This is a genomic window from Bacillus sp. DJP31 (assembly GCF_049310945.1).
GTDB lineage: Bacteria > Bacillota > Bacilli > Bacillales > SA4 > Bacillus_BS.
Genome location: NZ_JBMERO010000028.1, coordinates 1 through 21714, shown reverse-complemented (window position 1 = coordinate 21714; position 21714 = coordinate 1). Strand labels below are relative to the sequence as shown.

The 21714-nt window shown below is 36.6% G+C and carries 19 protein-coding genes and 2 pseudogenes; 10 read left to right on the top strand and 11 right to left on the bottom strand.

Annotation, left to right across the window (positions count from 1 at the left end; translation table 11 throughout):
• Window positions 1-1085 precede the first annotated feature (1085 nt).
• On the bottom strand, window positions 1086-1397 hold the full coding sequence (locus tag ACOI1C_RS18755) for a hypothetical protein (RefSeq protein ID WP_422512113.1): 312 nt from the start codon (window positions 1395-1397) through the stop codon (window positions 1086-1088).
• A gap of 18 nt (window positions 1398-1415) precedes the next feature.
• Window positions 1416-2108 (bottom strand): annotated as a pseudogene (locus ACOI1C_RS18750) (response regulator transcription factor).
• Between the two features lie 184 nt (window positions 2109-2292).
• Here ACOI1C_RS18750 and ACOI1C_RS18745 point away from each other — a divergent pair.
• Window positions 2293-2793, top strand: coding sequence for a DUF1648 domain-containing protein (locus ACOI1C_RS18745; protein ID WP_422512112.1), 501 nt, complete (start codon window positions 2293-2295; stop codon window positions 2791-2793).
• Between the two features lie 223 nt (window positions 2794-3016).
• Window positions 3017-3775 (top strand): hypothetical protein, encoded by a 759-nt coding sequence (locus tag ACOI1C_RS18740; RefSeq protein ID WP_422512111.1) that lies wholly within the window; start codon window positions 3017-3019, stop codon window positions 3773-3775.
• Window positions 3776-3920: 145 nt separating this feature from the next.
• Here the strand turns inward: ACOI1C_RS18740 and ACOI1C_RS18735 are convergent, their stop codons facing one another.
• Window positions 3921-4403, bottom strand: coding sequence for a DUF2243 domain-containing protein (locus ACOI1C_RS18735; protein WP_422512110.1), 483 nt, complete (start codon window positions 4401-4403; stop codon window positions 3921-3923).
• A gap of 296 nt (window positions 4404-4699) precedes the next feature.
• Between ACOI1C_RS18735 and pepT the strand changes: the two genes are divergently transcribed.
• Window positions 4700-5938, top strand: coding sequence for a peptidase T (pepT, locus tag ACOI1C_RS18730; protein WP_422512109.1), 1239 nt, complete (start codon window positions 4700-4702; stop codon window positions 5936-5938).
• A gap of 226 nt (window positions 5939-6164) precedes the next feature.
• Here the strand turns inward: pepT and ACOI1C_RS18725 are convergent, their stop codons facing one another.
• Window positions 6165-7457, bottom strand: coding sequence for a murein hydrolase activator EnvC family protein (locus ACOI1C_RS18725; RefSeq protein ID WP_422512108.1), 1293 nt, complete (start codon window positions 7455-7457; stop codon window positions 6165-6167).
• A gap of 490 nt (window positions 7458-7947) precedes the next feature.
• Window positions 7948-9390, bottom strand: a complete 1443-nt coding sequence (locus tag ACOI1C_RS18720; RefSeq protein WP_422512107.1) for a UDP-N-acetylmuramoyl-L-alanyl-D-glutamate--2,6-diaminopimelate ligase — start codon at window positions 9388-9390, stop codon at window positions 7948-7950.
• 211 nt (window positions 9391-9601) lie between these two features.
• Here ACOI1C_RS18720 and ACOI1C_RS18715 point away from each other — a divergent pair, with 211 nt between their 5' ends.
• The 4 genes from ACOI1C_RS18715 (at window position 9602) to ACOI1C_RS18700 (ending at window position 12276) form a co-directional block, all read left to right on the top strand.
• Entirely contained in the window at window positions 9602-10594 is a 993-nt protein-coding gene (locus ACOI1C_RS18715; RefSeq protein ID WP_422512106.1) for a M15 family metallopeptidase, read from the top strand.
• A 100-nt stretch (window positions 10595-10694) separates the two neighbouring features.
• Entirely contained in the window at window positions 10695-11201 is a 507-nt protein-coding gene (locus ACOI1C_RS18710; RefSeq protein WP_422512105.1) for a DinB family protein, read from the top strand.
• A 134-nt stretch (window positions 11202-11335) separates the two neighbouring features.
• Entirely contained in the window at window positions 11336-11866 is a 531-nt protein-coding gene (locus tag ACOI1C_RS18705; protein ID WP_422512104.1) for a DinB family protein, read from the top strand.
• An 89-nt stretch (window positions 11867-11955) separates the two neighbouring features.
• Complete coding sequence (locus ACOI1C_RS18700; RefSeq protein ID WP_422512103.1) at window positions 11956-12276, top strand: hypothetical protein; 321 nt, start codon at window positions 11956-11958, stop codon at window positions 12274-12276.
• 143 nt (window positions 12277-12419) lie between these two features.
• On the opposite strand, the gene ACOI1C_RS18695 is transcribed toward ACOI1C_RS18700, so the two are convergent.
• Entirely contained in the window at window positions 12420-13310 is an 891-nt protein-coding gene (locus tag ACOI1C_RS18695; RefSeq protein ID WP_422512102.1) for a TIGR01777 family oxidoreductase, read from the bottom strand.
• Window positions 13311-13586: 276 nt separating this feature from the next.
• Between ACOI1C_RS18695 and ACOI1C_RS18690 the strand changes: the two genes are divergently transcribed.
• On the top strand, window positions 13587-13841 hold the full coding sequence (locus tag ACOI1C_RS18690; protein ID WP_422512101.1) for a hypothetical protein: 255 nt from the start codon (window positions 13587-13589) through the stop codon (window positions 13839-13841).
• A gap of 79 nt (window positions 13842-13920) precedes the next feature.
• Here ACOI1C_RS18690 and ACOI1C_RS18685 read toward each other — a convergent pair whose 3' ends face one another.
• A complete protein-coding gene (locus tag ACOI1C_RS18685) occupies window positions 13921-14157 on the bottom strand; it encodes a MerR family DNA-binding protein (protein ID WP_422512134.1) in 237 nt (78 codons plus the stop codon).
• 213 nt (window positions 14158-14370) lie between these two features.
• Between ACOI1C_RS18685 and ACOI1C_RS18680 the strand changes: the two are divergent.
• Window positions 14371-14672: pseudogene (locus tag ACOI1C_RS18680) on the top strand (oxidoreductase); the annotation flags it as partial.
• Window positions 14673-15416: 744 nt separating this feature from the next.
• Here the strand turns inward: ACOI1C_RS18680 and ACOI1C_RS18675 are convergent.
• From ACOI1C_RS18675 to ACOI1C_RS18660, 4 genes are all read right to left on the bottom strand, one after another.
• Complete coding sequence (locus ACOI1C_RS18675) at window positions 15417-15854, bottom strand: DUF6376 family protein (protein ID WP_422512100.1); 438 nt, start codon at window positions 15852-15854, stop codon at window positions 15417-15419.
• Window positions 15855-16308: 454 nt separating this feature from the next.
• A complete protein-coding gene (gene htpG / locus ACOI1C_RS18670) occupies window positions 16309-18189 on the bottom strand; it encodes a molecular chaperone HtpG (protein ID WP_422512099.1) in 1881 nt (626 codons plus the stop codon).
• 328 nt (window positions 18190-18517) lie between these two features.
• On the bottom strand, window positions 18518-19585 hold the full coding sequence (gene rlmN, locus ACOI1C_RS18665; protein WP_422512098.1) for a 23S rRNA (adenine(2503)-C(2))-methyltransferase RlmN: 1068 nt from the start codon (window positions 19583-19585) through the stop codon (window positions 18518-18520).
• Between the two features lie 113 nt (window positions 19586-19698).
• Entirely contained in the window at window positions 19699-20313 is a 615-nt protein-coding gene (locus ACOI1C_RS18660; RefSeq protein ID WP_422512097.1) for an NUDIX hydrolase, read from the bottom strand.
• A 240-nt stretch (window positions 20314-20553) separates the two neighbouring features.
• On the opposite strand from ACOI1C_RS18660, the gene ACOI1C_RS18655 reads away from it, so the two are divergent.
• The gene (locus ACOI1C_RS18655) at window positions 20554-21030 is read left to right on the top strand and encodes a GNAT family N-acetyltransferase (protein WP_422512096.1); all 477 of its coding nucleotides are present in this window, start codon (window positions 20554-20556) and stop codon (window positions 21028-21030) included.
• Window positions 21031-21714: the final 684 nt, after the last annotated feature.

Below are 21714 nucleotides of genomic sequence, written 5' to 3'. Positions count from 1 at the left end.
CCCTAATAAGAACGATTTGGAAAATCTTAAATTATATGCCCTCTTGTAATAAAGAAGCTATTCGTTGTTTTGTTCTTTATAACAAACTAATAATCTGAGTATAATCCCTAGAAAAAGAAATGGAAACTTCCATATTCGCTCATTTTCCTTTATTAAGAACACTTTATATATGTTTTTCTTTACATTTCTCTTGTTTTCTCTTTATTTTGTATTTTATAAAGAATTTTTTATACTTAATTAAGAACTAGCATATTAAATATCCCTTTAGGACAAGATTTAGAAGCACGGGGACGGTAGGGACTGGTGAAAAAGTCATGATTTCTAAAACTGCCAAATAATTTTATCTATATGTAGGGTAAATGAAACTCCTTAAAATATATACGGTAGGTTGTCAGCACCTTTTTCTATTTAAACAGACTTCTTCACTGCTCTCGGACGGTTCCGCTGATTCCTTTAACCAAGTGAAGTGTAATGGCAACATGTAGTAGAGATTACGGCCATTAAAATGTACCATTATTGAAATAGTTCTTACCATCCATTGACAAAGGATGTACCAGTATATGACAGGTTGTTCACCAGTTTACCTTCTGTTTAATTAATGAGCATACCTTCGGGTGTGCCATTATTATGTAGGAGGTACTCTGTATGAATCATTATCGCAAGATTTCAGAATTGCACGATGAGGGGATCGGTCTAAGAGGCAATTGCGGCAAGTAGAAGTAACTTCTCGTCAAAAATTAACAAAGGTCATCGATTTGGCCGTAAAGAAGGGTTTTCCATGGAGTCTAATCTATTTCCCATAGCGTCTTGATTTGAATGCAATGTTCCTACCGCTTGAATCTGTCCAAGACTGATCCATGGAGTTGGATACCCTTTAGTCCGAAGCGCTGCCAAGCGCACAAAAATGCACTGATTCTTGAATCAGTGCATTTTTTTAGGGGATTTTAGGGGACTATTCTAATCTTATAAAAAGCCTCCAAGTGCAAGCTTTATATAATTATTAATCATTTTCTGATGAAATATCATCAGCAATTGTATCAATAAATTAATTACCTCATACTATTCCTTTATGAACATTAATAAAGTTAAAGTTGAGTAACTTTGCTCGGATTTTTTTGTACAAGATCATTATTTATGGTTTTAATACAGATATCTATATCAGTTCTCAAACCTGTAATAGGAAAAATTAGAGAAGAAAACTGTTGATTACTATTCATATAGGTAATCACTAAGAAATTTTCTTTCTTAATTTCTTTAGTTACGTTAGGATCAGTAGCACTTATCGCACCTATAACAGCACCTACTCCCCCAAAGACAGCCCCGCCGATTAATGAACGACCTATAACGAAGCTCCTACTAATAGACTGCTCACCCCAAATGCAAACAATCCAAACCAAACTACTACCAACAAAACCTTACTTCTCCATCTTGTACCCAATTCCCCATACCACCTTCAAATATCTTGGATTCTTCGGATCAATCTCTATTTTTTCACGAATTTTACGAATGTGAACAGCCACTGTGTTTTCTGCGTTATAGCTTTGTTCCTTCCACACCCGCTCGTAAATATCATTGATTGAGAATACTCGTCCTGCATTAGTCATGAGCAACTCTACAATTTTGTACTCTATTGGAGTTAATTTCACTGCTTCGCCATTCACGGCAACTTCCTTTGCAGCTTGGTCTAATGTAAGACCATTTAAATTAATAGACTTTTCTTTTCCTTCATATGTACCAAGCATGACATATCGTCTTAATTGTGATTTCACCCGGGCAATCAGCTCTAACGGGTTAAAAGGCTTGGTGATGTAGTCATCTGCACCCACCTGGAGACCTAAAATTTTATCGGTATCCTCACTTTTGGCACTTAGGATAATGATCGGGATATTCTTTTTCTCTCGTATTTTAAACGTGGTAGAAATACCATCTAATAGTGGCATCATAATATCTTACAGAATTAGCTGTATATCATGCTCGTTCAATTTTTCAATGGCTTCCACACCATCACGTGCTTTTATCACCGAGATACCTTCATTCCTCAAATAAATCTCAATTGCGTCTCGTATTTCTTCCTCATCATCCACAACTAACACGTTATATTCACTCACCGTTCTCACTCTCCTTTCACTAGTTTACTATAAATCTATCATTTGGAATTATTTTCATTATAGAGGGCAAATCTTAAGGCAAGCTTATCAAAAAACTTAAGAATTTCTTAATATTGCATGATTATGAAGAAACTTACCCATTTTCAACGCGTATAGTTAGGTATGAGAAAAGGAGGCGAAATCGATGGACCTACAAAGTCGCCCAATTTTAGAAATAAAGAAAACTCCATTGGAAAAGATTTTAGATATTCTGGCAATATTATTGTTCGTTTGGAACTTAGTTTACCTTTTGATGGAGTGGTCTTCATTACCAGGAACTATTCCAATCCATTACAATGCTTTGGGTATTGTGGATGGATATGGGGATAAGAGTACAGTTTGGATTCTTCCAGTTGTAGGTATTATTCTGTGGATAGGATTAACCACTCTTGAAAGATTTCCACATGTGTATAACTACATGCATTTAACACAAGAAAATGTGGAGCGACAATATAAAAATGCTCGTCTGATGATTAATGTGACGAAAAACTTCGTGCTCGCACTGTTTGTTTATTTAGATCTAAAAATGATTCAAGTGGCCTATGGAAATGAGACTGGATTGGGAGCTTCGTTTCTTCCGATAACTCTAACACTCACATTTGGTTTAACTACATTTTTTATTATCCAATCATTTCGGTTAAAGTAGTAGTTGCGTTGCGGTAATACTTTCTCAAACAAAAAAACGATTGAATCTGTTTTGATTCAATCGTTTTTTGTTTCATGCAATAACTCGCTATTTCAAAGATTCACAGACTCATGTTGTTAAAAATTTTCGGGTTCGATTTTCCTTATTTTTCTGTATTACTAGTAAAAAATTTTAGGTTTACAGTATAATCTTAGATATAAGAAGTCAAAGGAGGAAAAAGAATTTGTCTAAGTTTATAGGTAGAAAGCTCTTAGCCACTTATGTTGCTACAGTCATCACTTCTATTATACTAGCAATTCTCGGAACTACTAACTCTCAGTTTGAACTTGACTATACTTTCGTAGGCCTAACATCTTTGACAATTTTTTATATTGGAATCATCATCTTAGTTTATGGGAATCTAAGTTCAGCTTGTATTGAATTTTTCTATAGTAAGTGGTTTAAAAAGAGTACATGGCTCTACATTGTGTTGCACGGACTATCCGCGGTTGCTATTGTGTTCGTTTTCCATGCATGGGACCTCTGGCTGTTTACACTACTTGGAATAGTAGTTGCTCTATTTTATGCTTGTTTGGACAGATGGATTGCTAAACACCATGATAAAGTAAAATACATAGTGATTCTCTTTTTAGCTCCCATCCTGTTATTTGGATTAGTTTGGGGATACTTTAAGCTAATCTCGCCCCCGTTTACACCAGAACATGCAATTGAACAAACATTACAGGCCTTCCTCCCTAATGACATTGGACTTTTTCCAGAGGATTCAGGAATATGGAAGGGTAAAATTGATGGATTTAGTGTTGTAAGAGAAACCGCTGTTGAAAAAATTGAAGTAAACACATACATTGTTACCTTTACCGAAACGTGGGCAGATGAAAATTCAAGCGGCTCCAGGTTTAAATCATACCGAGCAAGCCCAAGTGGAACTTCATCTTATGATGACGGTGGTTTCTCACCCGTAATCAAAGAAGAAATTCAATAACCGTTTAAAGCTTCATTCATGCGAATGCTCCTCCGATTCTCCAAATCCACTAACGTGTCCACTCTCATTATGAAGATACAGCATCACAGTTACAAAAGAGAATATCACGATGAAACTTACGATCCGATACATCAACCTGCTTTTTTTAAACATGAACTGAGTTCTCTCTTTTCTTATGATTATGCTGCTTTAGGAGAAACCCAATTACGAGCAGCAAAACCCCACTAGCAAGAAAGGCAAGATCATAAACAAGTACATTTGGATCATCTGGTTTCACACGATGAATTTGAAGGATATGATGATTGATGATACCCTCGACTAGATTAAATGTGCCTCCACCGATTAAAAACCAACCCAATACTTTTCTTACTCCTGAAGATAAGTCCGTTGGTTTTCCCGCAAGCCAAAGAAGAATTCCACCAACCACTAGAGCGATGCTAACCGCTAAATGGAAGATACCATCACTAACAATTTGCCCCGCCCTATCTGTGTTCATAATGACACTATGCCACTGCAAGATCTGATGAAAAATAATTCCGTCCAATGCCCCTAAAAATCCAAATCCTAAAATAAAGCTACCTATTAGAGCCTGTTCAAAAAGGAGGACAAAAAGAGCAAAGAAGTTCAAGGAAGCGAAGTCTTGAGCACCGGAGCGTATGTTTTGTATACGTGAGGAGCGGAAAGACGAGCTGACGAAGAAATTCGAAGCTATTTTTGCCGGACTTTTTGAACATCCTCTATTATGAGAAATTTATTTTTTGTATCTATAGTCATACTGATTCTCCTTTTATAAAATCCAGAACATTACTGCATTTTAGCCGAGATTATCTGAAATTAACCATGAATTACATATTTTATATGTAGATTACTTTCATTTTGTTGTAAGATAAATACAGAATATTTAATGAAAAGGGGATGTTTTAAATGAAACAGGATTTGATTAGGCGGTTAACAACTTATGTAAAAGTAGATACCCGGTCTAATGACAATAGTGAAACCTGCCCAACAACACCGGGTCAGCTCGTTCTTGCAAACATGCTAGTGGAGGAATTAAAAGAAATTGGAATGGAAGAAGTAACGATTGATGAATTTGGCTATGTGATGGCTACCCTTCCTTCTACTACTGAAAAAGATGTTCCAACAATTGGGTTTCTTGCTCATGTTGATACAGCAACCGACTTCAAAGGTGCCAATGTGAACCCTCAGGTTGTAGACAACTTTGATGGAATTGACCTTGTATTAAATGAGGAATTACATATTGTCCTTTCAACAAAAAGCTTCCCTGAACTGTCTAGTTATAAAGGGCATACGTTAATCACAACGGATGGCACGACACTACTTGGTGCTGATAATAAAGCTGGAATCGCCGAGATCATGACAGCGATGGCTTATCTCATTGAACACCCAGAAATCAAACACGGGAAGGTACGCGTAGCATTTACTCCAGATGAAGAAATTGGCAGAGGTCCCCATAAATTTGATGTCGAAGCATTTAATGCTAAGTATGCCTACACAATGGACGGCGGTCCACTAGGTGAGCTTCAATATGAGAGCTTTAGTGCAGCTGGAGCAAAGATCACCGTAAAAGGCACGAATGTTCATCCCGGTACAGCCAAAGGAAAAATGGTGAACTCCGCGAAAATTGCGATGGAGTTGCACAACTTGCTTCCAACTGAAGAGGCACCCGAATACACAGAAGGCTACGAGGGCTTCTACCATCTAATCTCATTCCAGGGAGATGTTGAACAAACGAAGCTATCCTATATCATCCGTGACTTTGATACAATTAGTTTTAATGCCAGAAAAGAGTATATGAAGAATATTGTTGAGGATCTGCAAGGAATCTACGGAAAAGGAACTATTACACTTGAAATGAACGACCAATATTACAATATGAGAGAAAAGATTGAGCCTGTGAAAGAAATCGTAGACATTGCGTACCAAGCCATGAAGAACCTAGATATTGAACCGAATATTAAACCTATTCGTGGTGGAACGGACGGCTCCCAGCTATCCTATATGGGTCTCCCAACACCAAACATCTTTACTGGTGGAGAGAACTATCACGGAAAGTTTGAATATGTATCAGTCGATAATATGGAAAAAGCCACAAATGTAATCATTGAAATTGTTCAGCTTTTTGAACAGAAATCAGAAGCATAAAAAGGAATATTGCATTTAAAACAGTATGAACAAAAGGGAGTACAAAGATTAGTCGTGTACTCCCTTCTCGATGTGTAGGATTTGCTAACCTACAATTTGTCTCTTATCATTTCATACCATCATACCTCAATAGTATTGGAATATAGATAGTTGACTATATTTTAGAAACAGTAAAGGAGACCGCTTTGGGAACGGTCTCCTTTACGTATATTGATAGATCTTTACTTTAGTAAGAAACATACCTTAATGGATTTACTGAGTTGGCACTCCCATTCCAAGGTCCTAAATGAATCTCAAAGTGAAGATGTGCCCCCTTGGACTGTCCCGTGTTACCCATGTATCCTAATACGGTTCCTTTTTCAATACGCTCTCCTTCTGAGACAAAACGATTTTCCATATGCGCGTATAACGTTGTCATAACTTGTCCATCTATATAGTGAGAAATCATGACAACATTTCCATAGCTGCTTGAATAATTGGAACGAATGACCGTTCCTGTCGCTGAGGCCACGATTGGGATATCTCCCGAACGACCACCTTTACCAATATCAATTCCAGCATGCAATTTGCCCCATCGTTGGCCATATGGTGAACTAAGTCTACCTGTTGCAGGATTCATGAATGCGCCATTTGAAACAGTTGGCAACTGATTACCAGATGAAGTAGATGGAGTAGAAGAATTCTTGTTTGCTTCTTCTTGACGCTTTCTTTCTTCTTCTTGACGCTTTCTTTCTTCTTCTCTTTTATTCCATTCAGCTATTTCTCGTTCTACTGCTTTTTCTTGTGCAGCATAAAGGGCAACCTGGTTCTCTAGTTCAGCAAGCTCTCCATGCATTTCCTCTTCTTGTATCTTTAATTTTTTCTTTATTTCACTTTGCTCAGCAATTTGACCGTTTAGTTTTTTGATCATACCTTCAAGCTTAGTTAAGTTTTGCTCTAAACCGATTAGCTTTTCCTTAATCTCTACTTCTGAATTCTCTAGTAACTTCTTATCTTCTGTGTGAGCTTTAATGATATCTTGATCAGCTTTTACAAAAGAAGAAACAGCATTGACACGATTTAAGAAGTCACTGAAGCTTTGAGCACCAAGTATAACGTCTAAGTAGCTAATGACGCCTCCACTTTCTTGTATGGAATTCATTCTATTTTTAAGGAGCTCGTCGCGCTTAGCTATTCTCTCTTTAGTTGCTTCAATTTCAGCTTGCAACCTCACTACCTCAAGACGCGACTCTTCAATTTGAGCCTCTTTTTCACGTATTTCACTTTTGGTATCCCCAACAGCAAAATCCAATCTTTTTATTTCGGCTGCAACTGCTTCTTGTTCAGCTTTCAATTGATTAACTTCGCTTTCTTTACTATCAATCTCTGATTCGACGTCAGAACGTTTATTTTCTACATCATTTTTTTGATTTTCAAGTTGCTTGTTTCCTGCCGCCAATGCCGTATTGAAATTTGGTGAAACAAGACTACCTAATCCTACTGTTATGCCTAATCCTAGTATGAGAAATTTCCGTTTCAAATCGTTCCCGTCTCCCCTCAACCTGTACTTAAAGTTGTATGTTTTACTATTCATTTTGAAATCTATCAATCTATGGAATAACAATATAATTAATTTAATATTCTACTATATATGATGACATAATTAGTCGTTTATTGTCTAGAAATATTAAAGATTGACAGATTTATAAGCTGTTGGCAAAAAAAAGCTACTGAAAATAGCAAATATTGTTTGAAATATTCATAATATGTATTATAACATCGAATCTTGACAAATTGAGAAAGAAATATATTACAAATTTATTACAAGGTCAAATATAGCACTACTAAAAAAACCCTTAAAAAGGGCATTGGAATGGATAATGATGCTACTTTTAGTACCTTTTGAAAATTTAGACTCTATACGAATTCTCACAAAACACTACTTGGTTTTTGAAAGTTTTAAATTATTGGTTACGCTCATTTACAGTTAAAAAATCCTCTGATGCTAGTGATGAACCTTCAAAAGTGATTTAATCATTAAGTATGTAATGAATGGTCTCCTGGTCAGTTCTAGTAGGGAGAGAAAAGGACTGTTGGTAGGTTTCAGGTCCCTTCCCAGTGATAACAAGGCAATCTCCGGGTAAAGCATTCTCCCAAGCGTAGAGAATGGCCTCTGTTCGGTCCGCATGTATAATTGCCTTCCCCTCTAAACATTGAGAAGATAATAGATCTAGTTCCCCTATCATTTCCTCTATTGACACACCGTTTAAATCATCAAGAGTAAGAATCACTTGTTCACTGTAACAATCTGAAATGTCTATCATTTGTTTCCTTTTCAAAACATCTCTCTTGCCTCTAAATCCAAAGATATGAATGATTCTTCTATAACCTAACTCATGTATGGCCTTTAGGCATTGTTCTAAACCATCAGGTGTATGGGCATAATCAATTATAAAATCAATGTTGCTTTGGTGTTTATAGATTTCAAGCCGACCAGGAGTTCCTTTGAATCCCTCAAATCCTTCTTTTATTACGTCAAATTCAATACCCATTCTGCGTGCAAGTAAAATGGATGCCATGGCATTTGATACATTGTAAGCTCCTGGCAAAGGTAATTTTATCGTATATAATTTTTCTTGTTCTTTCAAAGTCATAATTTGCTGAGCTTTTCCTTTTGAAGACAAAAGCTGTAAATCATCATCAGATTGATGCCCGAAAGTAAATAAGGGGATATTTTTTGTTCGGAGTTTTTCAATTAGTCTTTCCCCCCAGGGACAGCTGGAGTTAACAATTGCCTCGCCATTTGTTTTAAGTTTCTCAAAAAGAGATGACTTGATTTTAAAATACTCATCTAAATTAGAATGATAGTCCAAATGCTCGTGACTTAAGTTGGTAAATAACGCATAATCATACTTTGTTCCTTCGATACGTTTTTGATGGATACCATGTGATGAGACCTCCATTACAACACAATGGTCATTGCTCGCACATAACAACTTTTGTAATGTAATCGCATCTGGTGTTGTTGATTTTGTTTCATATGTTTCTCCATTAATCAGGCTTCCTAGTGTTCCAATGAGGGAGCATGTATGCCCGGCGAACCTAAGGATATGGTGAATCATATAGGCTGTTGTTGTTTTTCCATTTGTTCCAGTGATACCAATCATCTTATGACTTCTGGATGGATTACCATAATAAATAGTAGCCATTTTCCCAAGAGTTTCTCTAGCATCTTTTACACGAATATAGGGTACTGGTAATGGAAGGGAATCGTTCTCACCTATAATCACAGCAGCACCTCTTGTTATTGCTTCTTGTATATACTGATGCCCATCCTGGTTAGACCCTGAAATGGCGATAAAAAGATCACCTTTTGTAATCGATTTCGAATGAAAATGGATATTTTTCACTTCTATTATAGGAAGGGAGTTTGCTTGTATCTGAATGTCCTTCATAAGGTGCATTAATTCCATTTAGCTCTCCTTAAACTCTTTACTTTCCTGCTTCATAAATAAAGTTTCTTAGGTTTTTATAAATTTTCTATTTTCCTTATTATCATCAGTATCAACCATGCTCTCTTATTTCATTCCAATCTGAAAGGGCTTAAGTACTTTAAAAATACTTAAAATCGGGTATGATGTTAGTAAGTTATTATGTACATAGATTAAGTGGAGGTTTACTGCTTTGATAAAATGGATAATGATACTGACCATTCCTTTCGTTCTTTTAATAAGTTGTGCTCAAGGAGATCCTAAAGGAGTCAAAATAGATTCGGAAACCGAAATAGAAAATGAGGAAATTAGAATAGAAGAAAAGGAATCAACTGAAAAGGGTGAGGAAGATACAGAAGTCAAGCCAACTTTTATCTGGGTCCCTGAGGGTAGCCTATACGAAGCCATGGTTATTTCAAACTCGGATGTAACGATTACCGAGTCGTCCGATCCAAACTCAAAAATCGTTGATGAACTAAGCTTGGGAAGTCACGTTTTTGTCATGGAAGAAGCGGAAAACAGGACGCGTATTCATTCGGAAGATGGAGTAGGTTGGGTTCATACGACCACTATTACACGTATTCCTTACGATTCAAGTAAGAAGCAGGTAGTCAAAAATCCCCAATACCTACTCGTGTTGGTTAATAAACAATACAAGCTACCTAGTGACTATCAACCTCAAAATTTAGTGGTTCCTAATGTTCCTTTTTCTTTTAGTGGCACACCTGAAAAGAAGTATATGACATCTGAAGCGGCAAAGGCCTTAGAAGAAATGTTTGCTGAAGGTGAAAGAAACGGAGTTCAGTTAGTCGCTGCGTCAGGATATAGAAGCTTCACAACCCAGCAACAGCTATTTACTTCTTACGTCCTTAGAGACGGATATGAAATTGCTAATCAATTTAGCGCCTTCCCTGGGGAGAGTGAACATCAAACTGGTTTAGCCATGGACGTCACTAGCAGAGAAGTGAATCTTGATATTACTAGAGCCTTCGGGGAAACGAAGGAAGGAAAGTGGATTCAAGAATATGCTCATAACTTTGGTTTTATCATTCGGTATTCAGAAGAAAATGAAGCCATCACAGGCTATAATTATGAACCATGGCATTTGCGGTACGTAGGAAAAGAAGTTGCTCAAACAATTCATGAGCAAAACATTACCTTTGATGAATATGTTGAGAATGACTGATATCCTTATTAAATTCAATGCATTGAATCAAAGCAGGAATTACACAAGAAGCCACGAATACTAGAGTGGATTGGACTTGAATTTTTAGGAGGAATTTAGGATGTTTCGAACCATTGATGAATTTGTTTCAAATTGGCATCACGAGAGTAACTCAACTCAAAAGTTATTGGACAATTTAACAGATGCATCACTTTTGCAACAGGTTACAGATCAGGACCGGACGTTAGGTAAACTGGCTTGGCATATTGCCACTTCCCTTCATGAAATGATGTCACGAACAGGTCTACGCTTTGAAGCAGCTGAACACGATAGTATTGTCCCTACTTCTGCAAGTGAAATAGCCAATAGCTATCGTCAGTCGAGCGAAGCCTTGATAACTGCCCTTAAAGAGCAATGGACAGATGAGTCCCTGAAGGAAATGACAGATATGTATGGTGAACAATGGCCAAATGGGCTGACTTTGTCCATCTTAAATTCCCACCAAATTCATCACCGTGGTCAAATGACTGTTTTGATGCGTCAAGCTGGACTTAAAGTCTCTGGAGTATACGGCCCTTCTCGTGAGGAATGGCTAGAGTACGGGATGGAAACTCCTACTGTTTACTAGTATTTATGGAAAGGAGCCTGGTGGGCTCCTTTTTTTTGATTGTTGTTTATTTGATATGGCATGAAACTCAAAGATGAGAATAGTATTTATTTATACAGATTATTTATTTGCCAATCATGAATGGAGAGATTTAAATGTTGCATAGACCTATTGAAGGCGATTTTCCAACATACTACCAAGGGTATATTAACCTAGTTCCTGAAGGTGACCTTTTAACCATTCTAAAAGAGAATCTTACTAAAACAACTCTTCTTTTTAAGAGCATTCCAAATTCGCTTGTTACATACCGCTATGCCCCTAGTAAGTGGAGTATTAAAGAAGTACTGGGACATATCTCAGATACTGAGAGGATTATGAGTTACCGCCTTCTTCGGATTGGTCGAGGAGATGATACAGCTCTATCGGGATTTGACGAGAATCTCTATGTAGAGGGTGCTTCCTTTGATCAGCTCTCCATGAGTAGCTTACTTGAAGACTTTACTGCTACACGTTTGGCAACCCTCACACTTGTAAAAAACATGCCAGAAGAAGCTTGGAATCGAAAAGGATTTACCAATAACGGGGAAATTATTTCCCGCGCAATTTCCTACATCATTGCCGGACATGAATTGCATCATAGGGAGATTGTAAGGAAGAAGTATTTAGTTGACTTGGGGTCATACTGATTTAATAGCCATAGTACTAAACTCATATCTTTAATCATAAAATGCTAAGGAATTATAATGTTAAATAAACGGGAGGTAATACTAGATACATGTCATCCTCTAAAACAATGAAATGGATTACTGGTGGTCTCGAAGCTCTTTTAGGGGTCCCTATTCTAGGTGCCACAATTATTTTAAGTCTCCTATGGATACCTTTAGGAATCATGTTAGTTTTGCACATTATCACTCTGGTTCTGACTAGAAAAGAAGGTGGATCCATAAATGGAAGTATACTTGGGATCGTTACCTCTTGTATCGCTTGGATTCCATTTGTGGGAATGATTATGCATATTCTATCTGCTATTTTCTTATTAATTGATGCTTCCAAATCTGAGAATGCAACTTATGATACAGGTGAAGTTCAAGAATAATTAATTATTAATAAAGGGGCTATTCCACTCAGGAATAGCCCCTTTATTTAGAGCACTGGCATCAAAATTCAGTTTGAGCAGAGAATGTTTTTGATTTTAAATATGGAAGAGTGCGAGATCTACCATTCTTACATACTTTGTTTTTATTTTGAAAGTATGTTCTGAAGTGCCAATTCGATTTTACTAAATGTAAACGTAAACCCTGCCTTCTCTAATCTCTCCGGGATCACCCAACGACTCTTCATAATCAACTCGGTTTCCGTTTTAATGAAAATAGCACCGAATTCAAGCATCCATTTAGGAGAAGGTAATCCAAATTTTACATTCATTACTTTTCGCAGCGAGTCCATTAGTTCGCGATTGGTGATTGGGTTAGGAGAAGAACAATTGAATACTCCTCTCAACTCTTCTCTGTCTCTTAAAAAAAGGACAATATTATATAAGTCTTCTATATGAATCCAACTGAATTTTTGGGTTCCAGGACCTTGTGCTCCTCCAAGTCCAAACCGGACTAAGTTTATGAAAGGAGTCATAACGCCACCGTTATCACCTAATACAATGGCAATTCTCAGGGCAACTTGTCTAGTTTTAGGTAATTGGAAGTCAAAAAATGAGCGCTCCCATTCTTTGGCTACCTCAACAGAGAAACCTGAACCGATTTCACCATTTTCCTCAGTCATTGGTCGATCTTCTGCATGTCTATAGATCGTTGCAGTACTCGAATTAATCCATAATGCAGGTGGGTTTTCACATTCTAGTATAGCATTCCCAAGTATTTCGGTTGTCCTAGTTCTTGATTGTAAGATCTCTTCTTTATTTTTCGCATTGTAGCGGCAATTAACTGACTTCCCTGCGAGATTGATTATGATCTCAGAGTCCTCCATTGCTTCTACTATTGCTGTTTGATCTGACCAATTAACATGTTTGGGTTGTCTTGAAATAATTCTCACTTCATATCCTGAATCAGTAAATTTCTTTTCAAAGTACTCTCCGATAAACCCAGTTCCACCAGCTAAGACTACTTTCTTTTTCATGGAATTACTCCTCCTTTAAATGCATCTTAGAATAGTTGAATACTAGCAAATTAAGAAATTATATAAATGGTATCCTACTTATACGTTTCTTTGATCGTCATTATATTTTATCACAATTATCCATTATTTAGTATATTTAACTTAACCTGTCCCAAGGACATTCTAGGATGTTTAATCATTTTTAAAAAAAATATGAAAACTCATGAGACAAGTTTAGACAACCTGTCAGATTATTTCATTTACTATATGATCCTTAAAGAAATGAGGTGATTATATATGGGTGAAGTATCCATTCCAAGACAACCTGATGTAGTAACCATTCTTTCAGTAAGAAACCCGCTCCGTAGACGTGCTGCTCGCAGAATAGTTGAAGCTACTGTTATCGGCAATGCTAGACCGTGTGGCCGTTTTTTAAGAGAGAATGAGAGACTTTCTCTTGCCAAGAAGTGTCTATTAGATAATGGATTTGAAAAAGTGTTCGAAGAAAAATCAGGAGTATATAAAGTTTCTGTCTTTATTAGGGAAAATTAGTAGATTGTTACTGCAAAAAGACTAAGTAAAGAGGGATGCAATGCATGTATCCCTCTTTATCAACATTATAGATCGTACACTACTTCTTCTGCTGATCTTTAGCTTTATCTACATTATTTCTTAAAAATTCCTTGTATGCAACAATTTTTCCTCCAAGCATAATCTCTGTGGAGACTAAGTTTTGAATTTGATTTTGGATAGAGTTTCTATGATCTTCAAGAAGCTTTAGGCGCGCATTTGTTGTATGATCTCCTTCTACATATAACTCTGCATATACACGGATCTTCGCTAATGGCATTTGGGTGTTTCTCATCATCATAACAAATCGGGGCCATTTTAAATGTGATTCAATGTATGTTCGCTCTCCATTCATATTGCGCTCAGGAAATACTATATTTTCCTTTTCATATTATCTCAATGTATGCGCGCTTACTCAACCATTTGTTCGCTTTTTACTTCTCGAAAAGTCATCCAAACGAAGTTCGAATAATACCGTAGAACCTCGTGACTTTAGTCATGAGAGATTCAGGTGAGTGCTTTTACAGAAGGACTCGCACATGAACTTAAAGCCCAAGGATCTAAAATGCAAGCAAAAGTCTTATCTCCCGCTGCAACGGAAACGGAATTCGCCAAACGTTCTTTTGATGTTGATGATTTTCAATATGAGGGTGCTGTGTACCAAAGTTTCATACGGCAAAGCAAATGGCATGATTTATTCTCGATCTATATGATCAAGAGAAGGTTGTAGGAATTGTCGATGGCTATACGTACGAGTTTGAACTTAAAGACCCTATTTTAAATTTTGCCACGAGGACTAAATCGGATTCATAATATAGACATTCTAAAAAAGACAGACCGCTATTTAGTCTCCTCGTCTCAGAGGAATTTGCTAAGCTTATAGACTTGAAACAGCCTACTTGAAAAGCTCAGCAAGCATGCTGTTTCAGCTCTATATTATATATTTAAATGATTATTCCGCTAGCTCAGAATAAGTTGTCTAACATATTTGTTGGTTTTATTCTTTAAGAGGGTGTTCAAAAAGTCCGGCAAAAATAGCTTCAAATTTCTTCGTCAGCTCGTCTCTCCGCTCCTCACGTATACAAAACATACGCTCCGGTGCTCAAGACTTCGCTTCCTCGAACTTCTTTGCTCTTTTTGTCCTCCTTTTTGAACAGACTCTTTAAGCTCTTTTCTAAAGAATGGTCGCTTTATAGATAAGAGTTTTATGAGATCTTCCCTTTGATAATCAAGTTTGATCGGAACGGATATGCGAGACTCCTGCAGGTGCAGCGGGACAGGTGAGACTCACTAGAGGCGCAGAGCGTTGAGGAGGCTCACCGTCCGCCCCGGGCAATGGTGCATCCTTCCTGGAGCGGAAATCGACCACTCTTCTAATAGGGCAATAAAGTTTACGAAAACAGCCTTTCTAAAAAAAAATTCCAATTAGACACTTATTTGAACTTTTTTTAAACATTCGCTTTTGCGAGCATTTCATTCTGAGTTAAAGGGATAATCATTTTTATTATTCAACCACCCCATTTAATTGGGGTAAGTGGCAAAGCTAACTTTCACTTGTTAAAGGCCTAAATTTTCAATCAGGTTCATTAAAGTAGTTACTTCGTTTATTAACTTGATCAGTTCTGAATTCTCTAATTTATCCAAGGCTACTTCCCCATTTGCCATGGCATTTTCAATAACAGCTTTTAAGGCTTCATTTTTTTCAACTATTTGCTGATGAACACTTTCCGCTACGGCTGGTGGTTTCGTTTGGTTAAATTCATCTATCTCCGTTAATAAATCATTCAGTTCTTTCTCTAGTTCAGCTTTAGCATCCTTATTTGTCGCCGCATTTTCAATTAACTGTGGTGCCTTCTGTCCAAAGTCATTCCAAGTATTTATGTGTTCCGTAGCTTTATTTGCATACTCTAATGAATTATTGACTTCCTCTAATACCGAACATCCACTCAAAAATAATGAAGAAAGAATTGCAACGATGATTACTAATCTGCGCATACCTATTCACTCCTTATTTTTTATTCTTTACTCTTTTCTTTACTTCTTTCATTACCATTGGCAACACTTTTTCTTTAGCGATCTTAATACCCTTTTTTAGTAATAGAGCTTTTAACATTCTTTTCACCATCTTTTTCACTTCCTTCCATAATGCCCAAAAAGAAAAGAGGCCATCTACCTTTATCTGGTTAGATGCCCCCTTAACATAAAAGGACCTTTGCCAGATACGTGCTGACAAAGGTCTCGCTAACAACTGTACGTTGCCAACAAAGCCGGGGATAGGATCCCGTAATGACGACTTTGCCGTATAGCTACTCCCCTTTGGGATGAAAAATCATTCAATTGTCTTTATTTTAATGCATTTTTTGGTATAGGTCAATTTAAGCACTCTCTTATTCTGAGTATTCCACAAATAAGGCATGGAAACAAACCCCACGCCTTACGTTCTTCCATATTACACCATTACTTTACAAATATCATTTGTGAATTCTACTGGATCCTGAATTGGTAATCCTTCAATAAGAAGTGCCTGATTGTACAATAGGTTTGTATATAGGTTTAGCTTCTCTTTATCTTGTTCAAATGCTTTCTTTAATGATTGGAAAACCTCATGATTGGTATTGATTTCTAGTACTTTGTCTGCCTTAACATTTTCATTATTAGGCATAGCCTTCAGAATTTTTTCCATCTCAATAGATACTTCACCTTCAGTGGATAAGCATACTGGGTGGCTTCTTAATCTTTTGGACACACGTACATCCTTTACCTTGTCAGATAAAATCGTTTTCATGTAGTCAAAGAGATCGTTGTTCTCATTCTTTTCAGCATCTGTTTGATCAGTTTTCTCTTCTGTTTCGATTCCTAGATCGCCACTTGAAATTGATTTAAATTCTTTCTCTTTATAGTTCATGATCATTTTAATTGCAAATTCGTCAATCTCATCAATAAAGTATAAAATTTCGTAGCCCTTTTCTGCAACTAACTCAGTTTGAGGCAGTCTTTCAATTCTTTCATACGATTCACCAGAAGCATAGTATATATACTTTTGATCCTCAGGCATTTTAGAAACATATTCATCTAATGTGACCAACTTTTTCTCTTTCGATGAATAGAACATAATTAGGTCTTGAAGAGATTCCTTGTTGCTTCCAAAATCACTGTAGACCCCATACTTTAATTGTCTACCAAAAGATTTATAGAATTCCTCATACTTTTCTCTTTCATCCTTCAATAAGCTTTGTAGTTCACTCTTGATTTTTTTGTTAATATTCTTTGCAATTAGCTTTAACTGCTTGTCATGCTGCAAAATTTCTCTAGATATATTAAGTGATAAATCTTCTGAATCCACCATACCTTTGACAAAGCTAAAATAGTCCGGTAACAGATCTGAACACTTGTCCATAATCAGTACACCATTCGAATAAAGCTCCAATCCTTTTTCAAATTCCTTCGAATAGAAGTCATATGGCGTTTTCTCTGGGATAAAAAGAATAGCATTATATCTGATCGCACCATCCACACTTACATGGATATGTTTAATTGGCTTGTCAAAACCATAATGTTTTTCATTATAAAAATTCTCGTAATCTTCAGCTGTAAGCTCCTTCTTATTTTTACGCCAAATAGGAACCATACTATTTATAACTTGCTCTTCCTGAAACTCATCAAATTCATTTTCACTATCTTCATTACGTCTGCTTTGTGTGCTATCCATCTTAATTGGATATCGAATGAAGTCTGAGTATTTTTTGATAATTCCTTTTAAACGGTACTCGTCCAAATACTCATCATAGTTCTCATCTTCTGTATTCTCTTTAATTTTCAAGGTGATCTCTGTACCAATTTCTTCTTTTTCATGAGTGACGATTGTGTATCCATCCGTACCTATAGATTCCCACTTGTATGCTTCTTCACTACCTAATGCTCGACTGATGACTGTAACGACGTCAGCAACCATGAAAGAAGAATAGAATCCTACACCGAACTGGCCGATAATATCATGGCCATCCTTAGATTCATTTTCATTTTTGAATGCTAAAGAACCACTTTTTGCAATCGTTCCAAGGTTTGCTTCAAGCTCCTCTTTTGTCATTCCAATACCAGTATCAATTAATTTGAGTGTTCTATTTTCCTTATCCGCAATGACTTTCATATAATAGCTGTCTTTATCAAAGCTCAATGTATTGTCCGTTAGTGCTTTGTAATAAATTTTGTCAATTGCATCACTAGAATTAGAAATTAACTCTCTTAAAAAGATCTCTTTTTGAGAATAAATGGAATTGATCATCATTTCTAATAATCTTTTAGATTCTGCCTTAAATTGTTTTTTTGCCATTTTAATCTCTCCTTTCAAAATTCAATTCAAACTACTTTTGTTAACTATGTACTACTAGGTTTTCGTCTAAGTGATGTAATAGCACTCTAAAAAATAACGCGCATCACTATTTTAATAACATATACTTAAACTTAGTGTCAATATCGATGCCCCCTAATAGTAGCATACTTTCCATTAATTAGAGTATTTACAGATTTTTGGGTATTTCAAAGCTTAGGCACAAGGCTAGTGAATCAAGATATTCTAAGTCCTGAATACATTGGTAGAAATTTCATATAAAAGACGCTTGAATTCAATTCAATCCAAGCGTCTCTTTGAGAACTTCGTGCTATTGCACCTCAGCCTTTTTAATTTGTTTACTTCTTAATTGTCCACAGGCAGCATCAATATCAGTCCCATGCTCTTGGCGAACCACGCAAGTAATGCCCCGCTTCCTCAATGTATCATAGAACGTGTTAACTGCTTCTTGAGTGCTTCTTTGATATTGACTATGTTCATCAACAGGATTGTATGGAATGAGGTTCACATACGCGAGATGCCTTTTCTCGTAAATGAGGTCAGCCAGTTGCATAGCTTCTTCCCTATGGTCATTTACATCCTTTAGAAGGATATATTCAAATGTAATTCTTCGGTTTGTTGTTTTCCAATAATAATGTACAGCCTTCATTAACTTTTCGATTGGAAGTGCACGGTTTATTTTCATAATTCGTGTTCGAAGCTCATTATTTGGTGCGTGTAACGAAACGGCTAGGTTTACCTGCAATTTTGTATCAGCGAATTCATAAATTTTATCAACAAGACCGCTTGTCGATACCGTGATATGTCTCGCACCGATAGCAAGTCCTTTCTGGTCAATCAGCACCCGCAAGAAATCAAGGAGGTTTTCATAATTGTCAAATGGTTCACCGATCCCCATTACCACAACATGACTTACCCTTTCGTCATTCCCCGCTTTATCTAAATGGTGTTGAACGTTCATAATTTGTTCGACGATTTCTCCACTAGATAAATCACGACTTTTCTTTAATAAGCCACTCGCACAAAAGCTACACCCTATGTTACAGCCTACTTGTGTGGTCACACATACTGATAAACCATATTTATGTCTCATCAATACCGTTTCGATCAGGTTTCCATCTTGCAGCTTAAATAAGAACTTAATAGTCCCATCCAATGATTCTTGTTTTAAATGCTCATCCAATGTTTCAATCAAAAAGCTTTCCTCTAATAACTCTATACACTCTTTATTGACATTTGTCATTTCAGAGAAATTCTTAACCCGTTTCTTATATAACCAATCCCAGACTTGTGACGCCCGAAATACTTTATGCCCTCGCTCCATAAGCCATGAGGTCAGTTGTTCAAATGTTAATCCGTAAATGGATTCCTTATTCATTGTATACCCTCTTTTCAAAAACAATTAAATCATATTCTATTTTACTTAAAACTGGCTGTACTAGCAAACTAAAGGGTGAGCATAGGGGACAGGTACCTTGTCCCACATCCCTTTTACCGAACCACTTCAACAAAGTGGGATAGAATCTTTGCTGTTAATCCCCAAATGACCTTATCCTCGTATTTATAGAAATATTCATCCATTTCTCGGGTTCGCCAATTATAGTTCTGACCACCAGCTATGAGATCAAACGGAAAATTTTCCTCAGGTTGCATGTTTACGTTCACATGATAGATTTGTGGCTTTGTTTCTAGAAAGAAGGAAAGTGGAACCGAAAATATACCGCCAACTTCTGAAGGGTTAGGGTTGATTGACTCAGGGGAATTTATGAATCCTACAAATGGATAAACAATCATACCAAATGGGGAAACCAAGAAATCTAAAGGAAAAACATCTGTTACATCCTCAGCACTAATCCCCAACTCTTCTCCTGTCTCCCTTAAAGCAGCGTCCTTTTCAGTTTTGTCTTGTGGGTCAATTCGACCACCAGGGAAACATATTTCTCCGGGCTGTCTTCTTAATTCTTGTGAACGAACCTCAAAGAGTATATGTACTTCATTATCTACTTGAATGAGGGGCAAAAGAATAGCAAACTTTGAAAAATTCTCATTGCCGAGGATTGAAGGTGTATGTCCCTTTACTTTATTTAGTATTTTTTTCGAATCCAAATCAATCACCCCCTAGTTAAACATCTCTTTAAATTGCCAATATCCTAATTATATCATTATATTTGACTGTAAATTTAGAGTATATTAACCTTATGACAATCAAATTTACATGGAAAAACATGAACGGTAATTTTTAACCAATAAGGGAGATAAATATCTCCTCCATGGGAAATAGTATAGCCCCACTAGGAGTCGATAAAGAGATGGAAAAACTAAAAATACGTGATGCAAAAAAACATAATGTTACAATCCGTTCGGGAAAAAAGAGTTCATGTATATAGAGAATATGCCAAAGACATCCCTACTAAACATTGGGAATCTCTTAGTCGAAACTTATCCTCGAATGCAGATACACAACCAGGGGTTGAACTAATCGTAGCCGAATTAAATGGAGATATCGTAGGAAGTGTTGTTTTATTTCCTGCCAAAACGAAGGCATATGGTGGATATATTGATGAGTTTGATTACCCTGAAGTCCGTATGCTTACAGTTGCCCCAGAGACTCGGGGAAAAGGGGTTGCTTCAGCATTGCTCTTTGAATGCATTCAACGTACAAAAGCAAAGGGATATAAGTCAATCGGCTTACATACCGGAGAATTCATGAAACATGCCATTGGTTTATATGAACGGCTAGGATTCGAGAGATTACCTCAATATGACTTTGAGCCCGGCAATGATGGTATCATAGTGAGAGCCTATGCAATGAATTTTGAGTGAAGCTATCTTCTATTAGGCATAAGCATGATTAATAGCCCTGAATCCAACCCTTTTAATCTATGAAAGACTTTATGTTTGGTTCTCCGCTATACTCTATATGCGAATGTTTATATCGAAGAAAAGAACAACCTCAAAAAGTTAACGGATTCGGATACCTGTCACATTACGCGAAAATGCAATGGAAATTGCTTATTAAAATGTTACTGAAATGGCTCTGCACTTGTAGGGCTTTTTGCTATGCTAATGTCATATAACCGACATTTCAAATAAGGTATAAACCCTTTGTATAAAGGTTATGCTTTTTTAACAAATGTATTTTTTGGTTAAGTAAACAACCTTTACTGATTTGTTAAAATACTGTGAAAGTTGCGGTACAATTTGTAGACTTACAGAAATCTCTGTAACACTACATTTTGGAAATTACGGTAAATGAGGTGCAAGGTCAAAAAAAAGAAGCATCAAGGATATTGAACCTACCTTTGCTACTTCTATCGAAGGCCTTGTGCTTATTTTTGTAAGATTGACCTTCGCCTATCTAACTGGGATATTTGAAAAAAAGAACCTTTCATCCAAGAAGATAGATCAAAGGTTCTATGCTTTTTTCAATAAGTATATAGAAGAACCTTTGATTTTCTGTTTTGCTTACGTACAACCTCACGGTCACATGCTTGGGCAACTTCATAT